The organism is Rubrivirga sp. SAORIC476 (genome assembly GCF_002283555.1).
GTDB lineage: Bacteria > Bacteroidota > Rhodothermia > Rhodothermales > Rubricoccaceae > Rubrivirga.
The window spans coordinates 1,294,633-1,309,529 of sequence record NZ_MVOI01000003.1; the positions used below are offsets into that span (position 1 = coordinate 1,294,633).

Here is a 14,897-nt window from a genome sequence, read left to right on the forward strand (position 1 = left end):
CCCCCTTGATGTGTCTCACCTCCAGACCCGACCTTCCCCGCCCCGGCATCCCGCGCGCCCCTGGCGCGTAGTCCGGCGGCTGGGCTCGTCGCCCGGCGCGCTCCCCTCCCACACGCCGCCTCTTCCGATGAGTCTCGCCACCCGCGCGGTCTACCCCTCGCAGCCGACCCCGCTCCGCTCCCACCTCGACGCCCTCCTCGCCGAGGCCGAGCTCCCCGCCGACCTCGACGCCGACGCGCTGATCGGCATCGTCGTCCCCGATTCCAACCGGGCGTCCGGTGGGGCCACGGCCGCGACGGCCTACCAGCTGCTCCGCGGCGCCTCGCTCGACACTGCGATCGTGATCTCGCCGAGCCACAACGGCGAGTTCGGGCGGCTCTCGATCTGCCAGACGGACACGTACCACACACCGCTCGGCGGGGTGCCGGTCAACGACCACCTCCGCAACGAGCTCTGCGACGAGGACGACGACATCTTCCTCGACGACACCGGCCACTACCACACCGAGGGGGCCGACGTCCAGCTTCCCTTCCTCCAGGCCGCGCTCGCGGGCGACTTCGACGCCGTCCCGATCGTGATGGGCGAGGAGAGCCCGGCGTTCTGCCGCGAGCTTGGCGGCGCCGTCGGCGAGGTGATGTACGGCAAGCGCGCCGTGGTGGTCGGGTCCTGCGACCTGCTCGGCGGCGACGACGACGCCATCGCCCGCTTCCGCGAGGCCATCGAGAGCTTCGACGAGAGCGAGCTGATGCACCTGCTCGGCAGCGAGACGGTCCGCGTGGAAGGCATGGGCGCGCTCATCACCACCCTCATCGCCTCGAAGGCGCGCGGCGCGACCCACGCCCGCGTCCTCGCCCTCACGCCGCCCGATGGCGACGTCCCCGGCAGCCTCGCCGTCGCCTTCTGGAAGGGCTAGAGGCGTGAGCTGTGAGCCGTCAGGGCTCGCGGCTTTCCCCACGCCTGTCGCCCTCTGCTCTCGCCTCCTATGGACACCTTCGCCTCCGCCTTCCCGACCCCGCGCCCCGCGGTCGCCCTCATCGGCGCCGGAGCGATGGCGCGCGCGCTCGGGCTGCGGCTGGCGGAGAGCGGCTATCCCATCGCCGCCGTCATCAGCCGACGGCGCGGTCCGGCCGAGGCCCTGGCGCAACTGCTCGGCGCCCCGTTCGCCTCCGACCGCCTCGGCGACGTGCCCGGGGTGCCCCTGGTGATCCTCGCCGTCCCGGACGACCAGATCGCGGACCTCGCCGACACGCTGACCGGCGCGCCGCGCTCGTGGCAGGGCGCCGTCGTGCTCCACACGTCGGGCGCGCAGACGGCCTCGCTGCTGGAGCCGCTCCGCCAGGAGGGCGCGCGGACGCTCTCCTTCCACCCCCTCCAGACCGTCACGCGGGACGCCGACGCGACGACGCTCGCGGGCGTCAGCGTGGGCGTCGAGGGCGAGCCGCCGGGCGTCGCCGCGGGCATCGAGCTGGCAGTCGGGCTGGGGATGCGCTACCTCGTGCTCTCTGCCGAGGCCAAGCCGCGCTACCACCTCGCCGCCGCGATGGCGTCCAACCTGCTCGTGACCCTCATGGGCATGGTGCAGGAGGTGCTGGCGTCGATCGGCGTCGATCGCCGCGAGGCCATGGCGACGCTCGCGCCGCTGCTCCAGGGCACGCTCGACAACCTGACCGCGACCTCCCCCGAGGAAGCCCTCACCGGCCCTGTCGCCCGGGGCGACATCGGGACGCTGCGCGCCCACGGGCTCGCGCTCCGCAAGGACCTGCCGCACCTCGTCCCGGCCTACGCCGCGCTGTCCGTCGAGACGGTCCGCCTCGCGGTCCGCGCCGGAACGCTGGCGCCGGGACGCGCCGAGGACGTGCTCGCGCTCATGGAACGCATGGTGACGCTGCCGCTCCCCGGCACCGCGCCGAGGACGCCGGAGGGCCCGCGTCCGCCCGCGCCAGGACGCGCCGGGACGCCGTCGTAGAGGCCTGTTTTCGAGAGCGCTACCTCGCGCGACCCATCCGTATCGCCAATGCGGAGCCCCGACGAAGGGACGGTGGAGGCACGGCGGCGGGACGGCAAAACCTCCGCGGGAACGCTTCAGGTGGGGACCGAATGTGCCGATGTGTCCCGTTCTTTGCGCCTTCGCGCTGTATCGCTGAACGTCGGCTCGCCCGGCGCACGCACCGTATGCACACTGATCTTCCGATGGAAGGCATCGCTCCCGGCCTCACGGCCGAGTCCGTCGCGGCCCTGGCCGCGCGGAGCGTCTGCCGCGACTCGGCGTCCTCGTTCCAGGCGTTGCTGGCCGCCGCCGCCGCCGCCGTCCGCGCGACGCTGGCGCCGGTTCGGGAGGCCGAGACCGCCGCGCTGAGCCTTCGCCAGCGCGAGACCGTCGCCACGGTCGCCGCCGACCTGGAGGCCGCGCTGGAGGCCCTCGCCTCGGGCGTCTCCGCAGAGGCTCGATGCCTGGGCCGCCGCCGCCCGGCCGACCGCGTCCGCGCCGTGCTGCGGCCGTCGCCGGGCTGGCTGCCACGCCTCCGCGAGCGCGCCGCCGAGATGACCGCCGGCAGCACCGCCCCCGGCCCGACGTGGCTCGCCGCCACCGGGGCCGCCGTCGAGGCCCTCGGCCAGACCGCCGAGCACATCACCCTGCTCGCTTCGGCACAGCGGCCGGACTCCTCGGCCCGCCTCCTGGGCGACCGCGTCACCGAGGCGCTCCGGGTCGGCCGCGACGCCCTCCTGGCCGACATCGCCCGGCTGGTGGACTAGCGCGGCGCCGGGCGGGTCGGAGCGCACGGGCAGGAACGGTCGCGTCTGTAGGTTGAGCCTCTGCTCCCTCTGACTCGACCGCGCCCGCCATGCCCGCCTCTCGCCCCAGCGGCGCTCCCTCCATCCTCATCGTCGGCGCCGGAGGCATCGGCGAGGCCGTGGCCTACATGCTCCTCGACTGGGCCGACGTGCCCGTCGGACGCGTGATCCTGGCCGACGCCGACGCGGACCGGCTCGACCGCGCCCGTGCGTTCGTCGGCCACCCGAACCGACTCGGCACGATCCACGCGCCCGTCGCTGCCGAGCCCGCGCCCGACCTCGCCGACGCCTTCGCCGAGGCGACCGTGGTCCTGGACTGCCTGCCCGGCGGGCTGGCGCCGACCGTCGCCCGGCTCGCGCTCGACCACGGCTGCCACTACGCCAACCTGACCGAGTACGTCGCCGAGACGAACGCCATCACGGCGATGGCCGAGGGCGCGGAGACCGGCTTCCTGCTCCAGACCGGCCTCGCACCCGGCGTCATCAACGTGCTCGGCCACCGGCTGATGCACCGCTTCGAGGCAGAGTTCGGCGGGTCCGTCGACGCCGTCGCCATGAAGGTAGGCGCGCTGACGCGCCACGCCACCGGCCCGCACCACTACGGGTTCACATGGAGCCCGATCGGCGTCGCCACCGAGTACGTCAAGCCCGCCATCGTGCTGCGCGACGGCGAGGTCCGCGAGGTGCCGTCGCTGTCCGAGCGCGGGCGGATCGTGATCGACGGCGTCGTCTACGAGGACGACCTCACCTCGGGTGGCGCAGCCGACATGCCGGAGCACTTCGCCGGCACGCTGACGCGGCTCGACTACAAGACGCTCCGCTACCCCGGCCACTACGCCTGGGTAGACGGCATCCTGGACGAGACCGGCCGCGACCCGGACGCGCTCCAGGCGCGCATGGAGGCCGAGATCCCGCTCGTCGAGGACGACATCGTGGTGATGTACGCCGCCGTCGAGGGCACCGATGCCCAGGGCCACCGGCGCCGGCTCGACCGCGGCATCGTCGTCCGCCCCGTCGCCACCCCGAACGGACGGATGCGCGCCATCCAGGCGACGACCGCGGCCGGGCTGGCGGAATCCGCGAAGGCGCTGCTCTCGGGCCGTCACCGCGGCGTCGTGCTCCAGATGGACCTCGACCCGGAGGCGTTCCTGAACGGCGCGTTCGTCGGCCGCGTGTACCGGTAGAGACCCGCCCCCGCCTCGGCGTCGAGGCGGGCCTGCAGGAGCGCGAGCCCCGCCAAGCCTCGGCGCAGAATGCCCGCCTCGGGGACGCCATGGGCCCGGCACGCGTAGACTCGGCTCTCCCCGACCGCGCACGCCCCGATGGCCCTCACCGAGCAGGAACAGATCCGCCGCGACCACCTCGCCGCCCTCCGCGACGCGGGCGTCGACCCGTACCCCGCCGTCGAGTGGGCCACGACCCACGGCGCGGCCGCCGTCCTCGACCAGTACGACGACGCCCGGCACGACCCCGAGGCCGAGGGCACCACCCCGCTGCGCGTGACCGTCGCCGGGCGGATGCTCACCAAGCGGGTCATGGGCAAGGCCGCCTTCTTCCACCTCGCCGACGAGTCGGGCCAGATCCAGATCTACGCCAAGCGCGACAACCTGCCCGAGGGCTTCTACAACGAGGTCTTCAAGCGACTGCTCGACCCCGGCGACTGGCTCGGCATCGAGGGCACCGTCTTCCGGACGCGCATGGGCGAGGTCTCCATCGAGGCCGACCGGCTGGTGCTGCTGAGCAAGTCGCTCAAGCCGCTGCCCGTCGAGAAGACCGTCACCGACGAGGAGACCGGCGAGACCCGGACCTTCAACGAGGTTTCGGACCCCGAATTCCGCTACCGCCAGCGCTACGCCGACCTGGCGCTCCACCCCGAGGTGCGCGAGGTGTTCAAGACGCGCCACCGGATCGTCCGCACCATCCAGCACTTCCTGGACGACGCGGGCTACGTCGAGGTCGAGACGCCCGCGCTCCAGCCGTTGTACGGCGGCGCCGCCGCGCGCCCGTTCACGACGCACCACAACGCGCTCGACATGCCGCTCTTCCTCCGCATCGCGGACGAGCTGTACCTCAAGCGCCTGCTCGTGGGTGGCTTCGAGGGCGTCTACGAGATCGCCAAGGACTTCCGGAACGAGGGCCTCTCGCGGTTCCACAACCCGGAGTTCACCATGCTGGAGCTCTACGTCGCGTTCAAGGACTACGACTGGATGATGGCGCTCGTAGAGCGGATGCTGGAGGCCGTCGCCGTCGCCGCGGTGGGCTCCACGGACGTGCCGCGCACGGTGGACGGGACGACGCACACGCTCGACTTCTCGGCCCCCTTCCGCCGCGTCCCCATCTTCGACGCCATCGCGGAGGCGACGGGCCACCAGCTCTACGACGCCGAGGCGGGCACGGTCGCCGACCGCGACACCATCGCTGCGGTGGCGAAGGAGGTCGGGATCGACGTGGACCCGAGCATGGGCGCGGGCAAGCTCATCGACGAGATCTTCGGCGAGGCCGTCGAGCCGACGCTGCTCCAACCGACGTTCATCACCGACTACCCGGTCGAGCTGTCGCCGCTCGCCAAGCGCCACCGGTCGAAGCCGGGGCTCGTGGAGCGCTTCGAGCTGATCGCGGGCGGCAAGGAGCTGTGCAACGCGTTCTCGGAGCTCAACGACCCACTCGACCAGCGCGCCCGCTTCGACGACCAGGTCTCGCTCGCGACCGCAGGCGACGACGAGGCCGTCAACACGGTCGACGAGGACTACCTCCGGGCGCTGGAGTACGGCATGCCGCCCGCGGCCGGCCTCGGCGTCGGCATCGACCGGCTGGTGATGGCGATGACCGACCAGCCGTCCATCCGCGACGTGCTGCTGTTCCCGCTGCTCCGCCCGGAGACGTCTGCGTCCGCCGACGACGCGCCCGAGGCGGGATGAGCGACGCGCGGACACTCGACGCGTGACGTGCGTAGAACGCGCTGAACCGACTCGAATTCCCAGCCCCGCCCGCCTCGTGATCGCCACCCCGCCCGCCGACCTCGCCCCGTTCCCCGGCCTCACCGAGGAGGGCTTCAGCTTCCTCAAGAGCCTCAAGCGCAACAACGACCGCGAGTGGTTCCAGGCCCGGAAGGAGACCTACCACGACGAACTCCGCGACCCGATGCGGATGCTCGTCGCCGACCTCAGCCGGCGCCTCCCCGACCGCGGCATCCCGCTCTCCGGTGACCCCAAGCGCGCCGTCTTCCGCATCTACCGCGACACGCGCTTCTCGAAGAACAAGGCCCCCTACAAGACGCACGTGGCCGCGGCGCTCCACCGCAACGGCGTCAAGGGCTCGCCGGGCGCGCTCTACATCCACGTCGAGCCCGGCGCCAACCGCGTCGGTGGGGGCTTCTGGCGGGCCGACCGCGACTTCCTCCGCCACTGGCGGACGCGGCTCTCGGAGGACCCGGACACGTTCCTCCGCATCGTCGAGGGCGTCGAGGGCGCAGGCCTGAAGATGGAGACCGCGGGCAGTCCGCTCACGCGCATGCCGCGCGGCTTCGAGGACCAGCGCGAGAACCCGGCCGTCGACTACTTCCAGTGGCGCGGCGGCTTCGCCGCCCTCCACGAGAGGATCGCGGACGAAGACGTGGCCTCGCCGGCGTTCGCCGACCTCGTGTTGGAGACCGCCGAGACGGTCCGCCCGCTCTTGGAATACGGCTGGTCCATCGCCGACGCCGCGGCCAAGTAGTCGACGGCGTCGGTCGACCGGAGAACTGAAAATGGGCAAGACGGCCCATGCGCTCCGACTGCGGAGCGGCGTAGCGTCGGAGCGGCATGCCCTCCATGCGCCGCTCGCAGCGCGGTGCCCTTCTCCGCGATGCACTCCGACTCCGCACCTCGCCGCCGTGCCCGCCCTATCCCCACGCGTCCGGCCGGGCCGCCACCGGACGCGCACTTCCGGCGGCTCATCGAGAACGCCTCGGATCTGATCCAGGTGGTCAGCCCCACGGCGGGCATCGTCTACACGAGCCCCTCTGTGGAGCGGCTCCTGGGCTATACGCCCGAGGAGATTCTGGGCGCCTCCACGATGGGGTTCATCCATCCCGACGATCACGACCACGTACAGCAGGAGATCATGGCGCTCCTGGCCCGCCCTGGCGTCACGCGGGCGACCACGTACCGGGTCCGCCACAAGGATGGTCGATGGCGCACCCTGGAGGCCCGCGGGCGTACGCTCTCGCTCTCCGACGTAAGCGAAGGCCTCGTCGTCAATGCCCGCGACGTGACAGAGCGCGTTGAGGCAGAGGCTGCTCTCCGCGCCAGCGAGGAGCACTTCCGGCGGCTCACCGAGAACGCCTCGGACATGATCCAGATCGTCGACGCCGACGCTCGGATCGTCTACACGGGACCGTCTGTGGCTCGTCTCCTCGGCTACACGCCGGCCGAGATCGCTGGGGAGTGGGCCCTGTCGTTCCTCCACCCGGACGACACGAGCACGGCCGCGGCGTCGCTCGCCGTGCTCGCTTCCGCGCCGGGCACGTCGCTCAGCATCTGCTACCGGGTCCGCCACAAGGACGGCCGATGGCGCCACTTCGAGGCCAACTGCCGAACGCTCTCGCCGGACAGCCCTGACGAGGGCTTCGTGGTCAACGCCCGCGACATCACGGAGCGCGTCGAGGCGGACGAGGCCCTCCGCCGGGCGCAGGACCGCCTCCTCCAGCAGGAGCGGCTGGCCGGGCTCGGGCGGATGGCGGCGGGCATCGCCCACGAACTCAAAAACCCGCTCAACTTCGTCACCAACTTCGCCGACCTCTCGGTCGAACTCGCCGAAGACCTCGGCGCCCTGCTCCAGGCGCGGCCCGCCTCCCAGGCCGACGGCGAGATCGCCGACCTCCTCGCCGACCTCGCCGCCAACGCGCGGAAGATCGCCGCCCACGGCCGCCGGGCCGACGCCATCGTGCGGAGCATGATGGACCACGCCCGCCCACACGCCGACGATCACCAGCGGATCGGCGTGAACGCGCTCGTGGAAGAGCACGTCGCTGTCGCAGCGCAGGCCTGGCGCACCAAGCACGGACGCCAGGGCGCCGCGACGACGCTCCACCTCGACCCCGCTGCCGGGACCATCGAGGGCGCCCCCCGCGACCTCGGGCGGGTCCTCGCCAGCCTGGTCTCCAACGCCCTCGACGCGACCGCCGAGCGGCAAGCGACCGACGCTGCCTACAGGCCTCGGCTCTGCGTTCGCACTCGTCGCTGCGGAGCGCACGTCGAGATCACCGTCTCAGACAACGGGATCGGCGTGCCGGAGACGATCCGTGCGCACCTGTTCGAGCCGTTCGTCACCACGAAGCCGACCGGACAGGGACACGTCGGCCTCGGGCTGTCGCTCGCGCGCGATGTGGTGGAGCAGGGCCACGGCGGCCGCCTCGACCACACGATTCCTCGAAGCGGTGGCGCCTCGTTCACCATACGCCTCCCGGCCTCCCCCTGAGCCCACCCTGCATCCATCAGGCGCATGCAGCACTCGGGGATGTGAAATCGTTCGCCCGGCCGAATGAGACGTTGGAACTGAGAATGGGACATCGTAGCGTGCGCCGCTCATCCGGATGGGCGCAGGAAGAGCGAGCACCTCTGCCGGGCGCCGCCGCCCCCGTCGGCCCGGCGTGCCGTCGCTGCGCCCGCTGAAGACAGCCCCTTCCCGCGCGGAGGCGCCCGTGGCTTTCGCCTGCCGCCCTCGTCATGACGCTCTCGTCGGACGACCTCGTGCGTCTGGAATCCGCCAGCCGGCTCCTCACGAGCCCCCTCGACGCCCCCGATCCTGCGGCCTGGCTTCTCCGCGCGGGTGCGGCCGTCCGCGACCTCGTCGGCGGAGCTGCCGTCGTCCTTCAGGTGGACACGGGCACGGTCCCCTTCGTGAGCGAGGACGCCGACGATGTGGTCGACGGCCTGCTCTCGATGGTCGACCTCGTCCTCACAGAAGGGGTTCGCTTCACGGACCCAGTGACCGACCTGTGGAACCGGCTCCGCCGCGAGCAGAACCTCGCCACGTTCAGTTGGGACCTCAACCGCCGGATGGTCGAGGCGCATGGCGTGTCGATCAGCCAGGGCTACCTGATCGACCAGCTCCGTCGGCAGGGCTACCACGACTTCGTTGGCATGATGGGCCGGTCGCCGCGCGGCGAGTCGATGATCTGGGTGCTCCAGCGGACGCGCGACGCGTTCCCGTTCGGCGAGCGGACGGCCGCGCTTCTCGGCGCCCTGACCCCGTCGTTCCGAGCGGGTCTGGACACCCTCGCCCGGCTCGGCGCTCACCGGGCTGCCCTCGACGCCGTCACCGAGCCGCTGGCCGCGTTCGGACCCGACGGACGGGAGCTGTACCGCAACCCCGCGCTCATCCACACCCTCGCCGACGACCCCGAGGCGGCGGCCATCGGGCGACGTCTCGCACAGCTCGGCACCGACGGCACTCGACAGGCCCCGGGACCCGCTGGCCTTTTCCCCGCAGAAGCGACCGTGCGGACGGCACGAGGGACCTACACGCTCCGCCCGACAGTCCTGCCCCCCGGCCTGTTCGGCGCCGAGCCCGCCCTCCTGGTCACAGTCATGGCCCCTGCCGCGCCCGCGCTGCCCTCTCCCGAGTCCGTCCGCGAGCGGCATGGCCTGACCCGCCGGGAGGCCGAAGTCGCCCTTCTCCTCGCCGACGGCCTCTCGAACGCCGACCTCGCGGACCGGCTCTTCGTCAGTCCGCACACGGCCCGCCATCACGTCGAGAACGTGCTCGCGAAGTTGGAGCTGTCGAGCCGCGCTGCGGTAGCAGCGCGGCTCCTGTGCACGGTCGGCTAGGCGTCGGAGTCGACGTCACCGGGGTCCACGTCGCCGGGCTCTGCGTCGAACGTCCCGGAGACAGTCACGCGCTTCTTGGGATCGAGGAGGTGGATGCCCTCTGCTCTGAATCGCCCCGCAACGCGGTCTCCCGTCGCCCGGGTGATGGTGACCGTGCCCGCGTGCGCGACGTACACGTCTCCCTCCTCTCCCGACGTGAGGACCACGATGCCACCGGCTTGCTCGTCGCGAATGGCGAAGTCGCCCACGCGCGCACGCTCGGGCAGGACGAGCACGATCAAGTCCTGAGGGTCTCGTCGGTCGATGAGGCCGATGGCAGTGACGAGGTGGCCCTCCTCGGAGTCGGTGGCGAAGGCCGCCCGCCCGGTCAGGGTGGTGGAGACCGCGCCGGAGAGCGCGGCGTCGAAGACACCGAGGTCGTCGCCGGACGAGTCGCAGCCGAGGACGGCTGTCAGGAAGAGCGCCGTGAGCAGCGCGAAACGGAGAGTCATGGTTGGGGAGGCTGATGGAGGACCGCAGAAGCGCGGACGGCATCCAACCTCCGCCGGCGGAGGGGCTCGTCACATGGGCAGAGTGGCCCATTCCTCACGGGCCCGGGCGACGGGACCTCCGAGTCCGACGTGGCCTTCGGAGAAATGGGCACTTCGTCCCATTCACGGGGCATCGGCGACAGGGGAACCTGTCGGCTCCTCCTCCCCTCCGCAACCATGCGACCTCGCTACGCCCGCACACTCGTCGGCGCCCTCCTCCTCGCCGCCCCTTCCGTCCCCGTCCTCGCGGCCACGTGCACCTGGCTCGGTGGCACCACCAGTTGGGGTACACCCACAGCCTGGAGTTGCAGCGCCGTCCCGGGCGCGTCGGACGATGTCGTGATTGCCTCCGGGACCGTCACGATGGATACGGGCTCGCGCATCACGATCCACGCCCTCACCTTCACCGGCGGCGTCCTCACCGGCCCCGACAGCCTCCGTATCACCGGCCCGCTTCTCTGGGAGTCGGGCGGTATGTCCGGCACGGGCGCGACGCTCGTGTCCGGGGCGGCGACGTTCCGCACGGCGGTCGCCAAGACCATCGGGCGCGAAGTCATCCTGGCAGGCGGCGCGGTGTGGTCCGACGGGACGTTGCAGATGGCCGACGGGGGTCTGCTCCGCAACCGGGCTCTGTTTCTCGACAATGCCGCAGGTACGCACTCCATCGCCCGCATCGGCGCGACCACGACCGCCCCCCTCGTCCAGAACCAGGGGCGCTGGCAGATCACATCGGCTGGGACGAACACGAACGTCGACTTCGTCAATGAGGGCGCGCTCGTGCTGGCCGGTGGCGGGTTCGACGTGAACGCACCGGCCCACTTCACTCACGCACCGGCGGCGAGCCTGTCGGGCGGCTCGCTGCTCGACCTCGCGAGCGGCGCCATCGCGACGATGGGCGGGCGTGTAGAGCCGGGCGGGCCGAACGTCATTGGGCTCTTCTCCGTCCGCGGTCCATACACCATGGGGCCGCAGCACGTGCTCGATGTCGATCTCGCCCCCAGCGTCCCGTCGAGCGATCTGCTCCAGACTTCCGACGGGGACGTGTCGGTCGACGGTCGGCTCGTCCTCCGGCTCGCCTCGCTGTCGCTCCTCGGGCAGTCGGCCACCGTCCTCACGCACGGCGGCTCGGGCCGCGTGACCGGCTGCTACACCGCCGACGACATCGATGTCTTCGGCCCGGACGGGTTGCCCGCAGCCTACCCGGTCCGGGTCACCTGCACGGCGAGCGCCATCGAGGTCCAAGTGTTGGGGTCGACGGCCGCTGAGACGCCGCTCCCTGCGGCCGACGCGCTGGCACTGGCGGTCGAGTCGGCGACCCCGGCGCGTCGCGGAGACCTCGTTGCCCTCCGCTTCACTCTGCCCGCCGCGGCCGAGACCCGGTTGGACGCCTTCGACGTGCTCGGCCGTCACGTCGCGACCCTCATGGAGGCACCGACGGGCGCGGGCACGCAGCGGGTCCTGTTCTCCACCACCGGGCTGACGCCGGGCGTCTACGTCGTCCGCCTCCAGACCCGCACCCGGACGGCCTCGCTCCGACTCACCGTCGCTGAGTGACCCCACCTCGGGCCGTCGCCGAACGGTCGACGGCGGCCCTCTCTCTACCGTCATGCGACACCCCACTGCGTGCCTCCTCGTCGGCCTGCTGATGTCGGCCTGCACGGCATCTACCCCGCTGCCCCCCGCGGGCAGCCCCTTGGTGCGCGGCACCATCGTCTCGATCCGCCACAGCGCGACAGGCAGCGGATTCCTCGTAGAGCCTGGCGATGGGACCTGCGGCCTCCAGGCGGTCGCCGACGACCAGACGCACGTCGCGCGACGTACCGCCCCAGGGGAGACGCGAACGGTCGGCGTCGGCGCGGAGGGGGTCGGCACGTTGATCGAAGGCGACCGGGTCGAGGTGTACGTGGACGGGCCCGTGAGGGAGTCGTGCCCGCTCCAGGCCCACGCCACGGCCATCGTCGTGATGCCGTCGGCCGACCTCGGGCTGCGGCCACAGCGCTGAGTCCAGCCGGAAGGAAACCCGCGCCGAGGGCTCGCTCCCGCAGAACGCGGGCCTCTCTGACCCGCTGGCTTCACGTCGAACCTCGCTCGGCGCCCCCAGAGACCGCGCCGTCCTCCCGACGCCCGGCCCGGATCAGTCGTCCCAGCGCTCGATGAGGTCGATCACGGCATCCGCGATCTCGCCCTGGTCGACCGTGCCGACGATCTCGCCGTGCTTGAAGAGGTGCGCCCGGCCGCGGCCGAGTGACACGCCGAGGTCCGCCCCGGCGGCCTCGCCCGGGCCGTTGACCGCGCAGCCCATCAGAGCCACGTTCAGGTCGCGCTCGAAGCCCTTCGCCGCGACGGCCTCCTCGACCTCGTCGACCACCGAGAACAGGTCGCCCGCGAGGCGCCCGCACGTCGGGCACGCGATCACGTTGACGCCGGGCCGCCCGAGGCGGAGCGACTTCAGGATCTGGTGTCCGATGCGGACCTCGTTGACCGAGTCGGCCGCGAGGCTGACGCGGATCGTGTCCCCGATGCCGTCGGCCAGCAGGCTCCCGATGCCGATGCTCGACTTGATGGGGCCGGTCTTCATCGACCCGGACTCCGTCACGCCGAGGTGGAGCGGGTAGTCGGTCTGCTCGGCCAAGAGGCGGTAGCTCTGGATCATGAAGTACACGTCCGAGTGCTTCACCGAGATGATCACGTCCTCGAAGCCCTCCCGGGCGCAGACCTCGGCGTGGCGCAGCGCGCTCTCGACGAGCGCCTCGGGGCGCGGGAAGCCGTACTTGTCCAGCAGGTCCTTCTCCAGCGAGCCCCCGTTGACGCCGATCCGGATGGGCACGCCCAGGTCCTTGGCCGCGCGCAGCACCTCGCGCTCCCACTCCGGCTTGCCGATGTTGCCGGGGTTGATGCGCACCTTCGCGACGCCCGCCTTGAGCGCCGTGAGCGCGTACTGATGATTGAAGTGGATGTCGGCCACGATCGGGACCGGGCTCCCGGCGACGATGGCCGCCAGCGCGTCGGCGTCCTCGGGGCGCGGCACGGCCACGCGCACCACGTCCGCGCCCGCCTCGGCGAGTTCGCGGACCTCCGCGAGGCAACCCTCCACGTCGTGCGTCTTGCCGGTGGTCATGGACTGGACCGTGATCGGGGCGCCGCCGCCGATCTTGGTCTCGTGCTCGACGCCGTCGACGGTGTGGCGCAGGGTGACCTGGCGGGAGTGGCGGCGGGGGCGCTGCGGCGCCTGCCCGGCCTGAGTCGACTCGGCGGTGGAGGTATCCATCGGAAGCGGGGGGATGCGGGCGTCGTACCCGGCACAGTGTGAGACGTTCGGGGCGTGCCCGCTACGATTCTACGAATCCGCAGCGGACGGTCCGGGACGTCCTGCCGTCCCGCCTCTGCGACGCCCCGCCGAGGTGGACGCCGCCTCGGAACCGAACCGCGCCGGGCCGGCGTTCGGCGCCAATGAGCCTCACGCAGTCGATCCGGGCCCACCCGGTCCGGTCCCTCGCCCTCGCCGTCCTCGCGACCGTCCTCGTCGGGCTCGTGACCCTCAACGTCACCACCGGCGAGCAGCGCATCGACGAGAAGGTGGGGACCACGTTCGACCTCGACGACGGCCAGTTCCGGCGCGAGATGGGGGTCCTCCTCGGCCCCGCCATCGTCGGCGGCAACACGGTCACGGCGCTCCACAACGGCGACGAGATCTTCCCCGCCATGCTGGCGGCCATCGACAGCGCCCGGCAGACGATCACGTTCGAGACCTACATCTACTGGGAGGGCGAGGTCGGCACGCAGTTCGCCGAGGCGCTCGCCGCGAAAGCCCGCGAAGGCGTCGACGTGCACGTGCTGGTCGACTGGGCGGGCGCGCTCAAAGTGGACGACGCGACCCTCGACCAGATGGAGGACGCGGGCGTTGAGGTGGAGCAGTACCGGCCGCTGGAGTGGTACCGCCTGGGCCGGATGAACAGCCGCACCCACCGCAAGCTGCTCGTGATCGACGGCGAGGTAGGCTTCACCGGCGGCGTCGGCATCGCGGACGTGTGGGACGGGGACGCGCAGGACCCGGACCACTGGCGCGACATCCACTTCCAGGTCCAGGGGCCCGTCGTCGCCCAGATGCAGGCGGCGTTCCTCGACAACTGGATCCAGACGACCGGCGACGTGCTCAACGGCCCGGCCTACTTCCCGCCGCTCGACTCGGTCGGCACGGTCGCCGCGCACGTGTTCACCAGCTCGCCCGAGGGCGGCAGCGACAGCATGCGCCTGATGTACCTGCTCGCGATCTCGTCCGCCTCCCGGTCGATCGCCCTGGAAGCCGCGTACTTCGTGCCGGACGCGGTGATGGTGCGCGCGCTCGTCGCGGCGGCCGAGCGCGGCGTCGAGGTCCGCGTGCTCGTGCCCGGCCCACACATCGACTCGGACCTGGTCCGCGTGTCGTCGCGGAAGATCTGGGGCGACCTGCTGGCGGCGGGCGCCGAGATCTCGGTCTACCAGCCGACCATGCTCCACACCAAGATGCTGATCGTGGACCGCCAGATGGTCTCGGTAGGGTCCACCAACTTCGACGTGCGCTCGTTCGAGTTGAACGACGAGGCGAGCCTCAACCTCTACGACGCCGACTTCGCCGAGGCCATGGCCGGAGTCTTTGAGCAAGACTGGGCGGAGGGCGAGCCCTACACGTACGAGATGTGGGCCTCCCGCCCCTGGACCGAACGCTTCGCCGAGACTGTCCTTCTGCCGCTCAAGTCGCAACTGTAGCGGCGACCGGGACCGCGCG

Annotated in this window: 13 protein-coding genes; 11 read left to right on the top strand and 2 right to left on the bottom strand. The window is 71.8% G+C overall.

Going from position 1 to position 14,897, the window contains the following annotated elements; all coding sequences use genetic code 11:
• The first annotated feature begins 127 nt into the window (after positions 1 to 127).
• From amrB to B1759_RS20185, 8 genes are all read left to right on the top strand, one after another.
• Positions 128 to 913: an AmmeMemoRadiSam system protein B gene (gene amrB, locus B1759_RS07245; RefSeq protein WP_095514345.1), complete on the top strand. Its 786-nt coding sequence runs from the start codon at positions 128 to 130 to the stop codon at positions 911 to 913.
• Between the two features lie 69 nt (positions 914 to 982).
• The gene (locus B1759_RS07250; protein WP_095514346.1) at positions 983 to 1,966 is read left to right on the top strand and encodes a Rossmann-like and DUF2520 domain-containing protein; all 984 of its coding nucleotides are present in this window, start codon (positions 983 to 985) and stop codon (positions 1,964 to 1,966) included.
• A gap of 224 nt (positions 1,967 to 2,190) precedes the next feature.
• Positions 2,191 to 2,754, top strand: coding sequence for a hypothetical protein (locus B1759_RS19955; RefSeq protein WP_233134390.1), 564 nt, complete (start codon positions 2,191 to 2,193; stop codon positions 2,752 to 2,754).
• A gap of 89 nt (positions 2,755 to 2,843) precedes the next feature.
• Complete coding sequence (locus tag B1759_RS07260) at positions 2,844 to 3,977, top strand: saccharopine dehydrogenase family protein (protein ID WP_095514348.1); 1,134 nt, start codon at positions 2,844 to 2,846, stop codon at positions 3,975 to 3,977.
• A gap of 138 nt (positions 3,978 to 4,115) precedes the next feature.
• On the top strand, positions 4,116 to 5,711 hold the full coding sequence (gene lysS, locus B1759_RS07265; RefSeq protein WP_095514349.1) for a lysine--tRNA ligase: 1,596 nt from the start codon (positions 4,116 to 4,118) through the stop codon (positions 5,709 to 5,711).
• A 76-nt stretch (positions 5,712 to 5,787) separates the two neighbouring features.
• Positions 5,788 to 6,507: a DUF2461 domain-containing protein gene (locus B1759_RS07270; protein WP_198948781.1), complete on the top strand. Its 720-nt coding sequence runs from the start codon at positions 5,788 to 5,790 to the stop codon at positions 6,505 to 6,507.
• Positions 6,508 to 6,636: 129 nt separating this feature from the next.
• The gene (locus B1759_RS07275; RefSeq protein WP_095514350.1) at positions 6,637 to 8,250 is read left to right on the top strand and encodes a PAS domain S-box protein; all 1,614 of its coding nucleotides are present in this window, start codon (positions 6,637 to 6,639) and stop codon (positions 8,248 to 8,250) included.
• Between the two features lie 248 nt (positions 8,251 to 8,498).
• Positions 8,499 to 9,602, top strand: coding sequence for a helix-turn-helix transcriptional regulator (locus B1759_RS20185; RefSeq protein ID WP_095514351.1), 1,104 nt, complete (start codon positions 8,499 to 8,501; stop codon positions 9,600 to 9,602).
• Here the strand turns inward: B1759_RS20185 and B1759_RS07285 are convergent.
• Positions 9,599 to 10,093, bottom strand: coding sequence for a hypothetical protein (locus B1759_RS07285; protein ID WP_095514352.1), 495 nt, complete (start codon positions 10,091 to 10,093; stop codon positions 9,599 to 9,601). The genes B1759_RS20185 and B1759_RS07285 overlap by 4 nt on opposite strands.
• Positions 10,094 to 10,309: 216 nt before the next feature.
• Between B1759_RS07285 and B1759_RS07290 the strand changes: the two genes are divergently transcribed.
• Together B1759_RS07290 and B1759_RS07295 are read left to right on the top strand one after the other, a co-directional pair.
• On the top strand, positions 10,310 to 11,686 hold the full coding sequence (locus B1759_RS07290; protein WP_143537297.1) for a hypothetical protein: 1,377 nt from the start codon (positions 10,310 to 10,312) through the stop codon (positions 11,684 to 11,686).
• A gap of 52 nt (positions 11,687 to 11,738) precedes the next feature.
• Positions 11,739 to 12,134: a hypothetical protein gene (locus B1759_RS07295; protein WP_095514354.1), complete on the top strand. Its 396-nt coding sequence runs from the start codon at positions 11,739 to 11,741 to the stop codon at positions 12,132 to 12,134.
• A 132-nt stretch (positions 12,135 to 12,266) separates the two neighbouring features.
• Here B1759_RS07295 and ispG read toward each other — a convergent pair whose 3' ends face one another.
• Entirely contained in the window at positions 12,267 to 13,400 is a 1,134-nt protein-coding gene (ispG, locus tag B1759_RS07300; protein ID WP_095514355.1) for a flavodoxin-dependent (E)-4-hydroxy-3-methylbut-2-enyl-diphosphate synthase, read from the bottom strand.
• Positions 13,401 to 13,582: 182 nt separating this feature from the next.
• Between ispG and B1759_RS07305 the strand changes: the two genes are divergently transcribed.
• Positions 13,583 to 14,878, top strand: coding sequence for a phosphatidylserine/phosphatidylglycerophosphate/cardiolipin synthase family protein (locus B1759_RS07305; protein ID WP_095514356.1), 1,296 nt, complete (start codon positions 13,583 to 13,585; stop codon positions 14,876 to 14,878).
• Positions 14,879 to 14,897: the final 19 nt, after the last annotated feature.

What these genes read in the sequence shown, in the direction of transcription:
- B1759_RS07285 (WP_095514352.1), bottom strand. Translation starts at nt 10,093, where the DNA reads ATGACTCTCCGTTTCGCGCTGCTCACGGCGCTCTTCCTGACAGCCGTC.
- B1759_RS07250 (WP_095514346.1), top strand. Translation starts at nt 983, where the DNA reads ATGGACACCTTCGCCTCCGCCTTCCCGACCCCGCGCCCCGCGGTCGCC.
- B1759_RS07290 (WP_143537297.1), top strand. Translation starts at nt 10,310, where the DNA reads ATGCGACCTCGCTACGCCCGCACACTCGTCGGCGCCCTCCTCCTCGCC.
- B1759_RS19955 (WP_233134390.1), top strand. Translation starts at nt 2,191, where the DNA reads ATGGAAGGCATCGCTCCCGGCCTCACGGCCGAGTCCGTCGCGGCCCTG.
- B1759_RS07260 (WP_095514348.1), top strand. Translation starts at nt 2,844, where the DNA reads ATGCCCGCCTCTCGCCCCAGCGGCGCTCCCTCCATCCTCATCGTCGGC.
- ispG (WP_095514355.1), bottom strand. Translation starts at nt 13,400, where the DNA reads ATGGATACCTCCACCGCCGAGTCGACTCAGGCCGGGCAGGCGCCGCAG.
- B1759_RS07295 (WP_095514354.1), top strand. Translation starts at nt 11,739, where the DNA reads ATGCGACACCCCACTGCGTGCCTCCTCGTCGGCCTGCTGATGTCGGCC.
- B1759_RS20185 (WP_095514351.1), top strand. Translation starts at nt 8,499, where the DNA reads ATGACGCTCTCGTCGGACGACCTCGTGCGTCTGGAATCCGCCAGCCGG.
- B1759_RS07275 (WP_095514350.1), top strand. Translation starts at nt 6,637, where the DNA reads ATGCACTCCGACTCCGCACCTCGCCGCCGTGCCCGCCCTATCCCCACG.
- B1759_RS07305 (WP_095514356.1), top strand. Translation starts at nt 13,583, where the DNA reads ATGAGCCTCACGCAGTCGATCCGGGCCCACCCGGTCCGGTCCCTCGCC.
- lysS (WP_095514349.1), top strand. Translation starts at nt 4,116, where the DNA reads ATGGCCCTCACCGAGCAGGAACAGATCCGCCGCGACCACCTCGCCGCC.
- amrB (WP_095514345.1), top strand. Translation starts at nt 128, where the DNA reads ATGAGTCTCGCCACCCGCGCGGTCTACCCCTCGCAGCCGACCCCGCTC.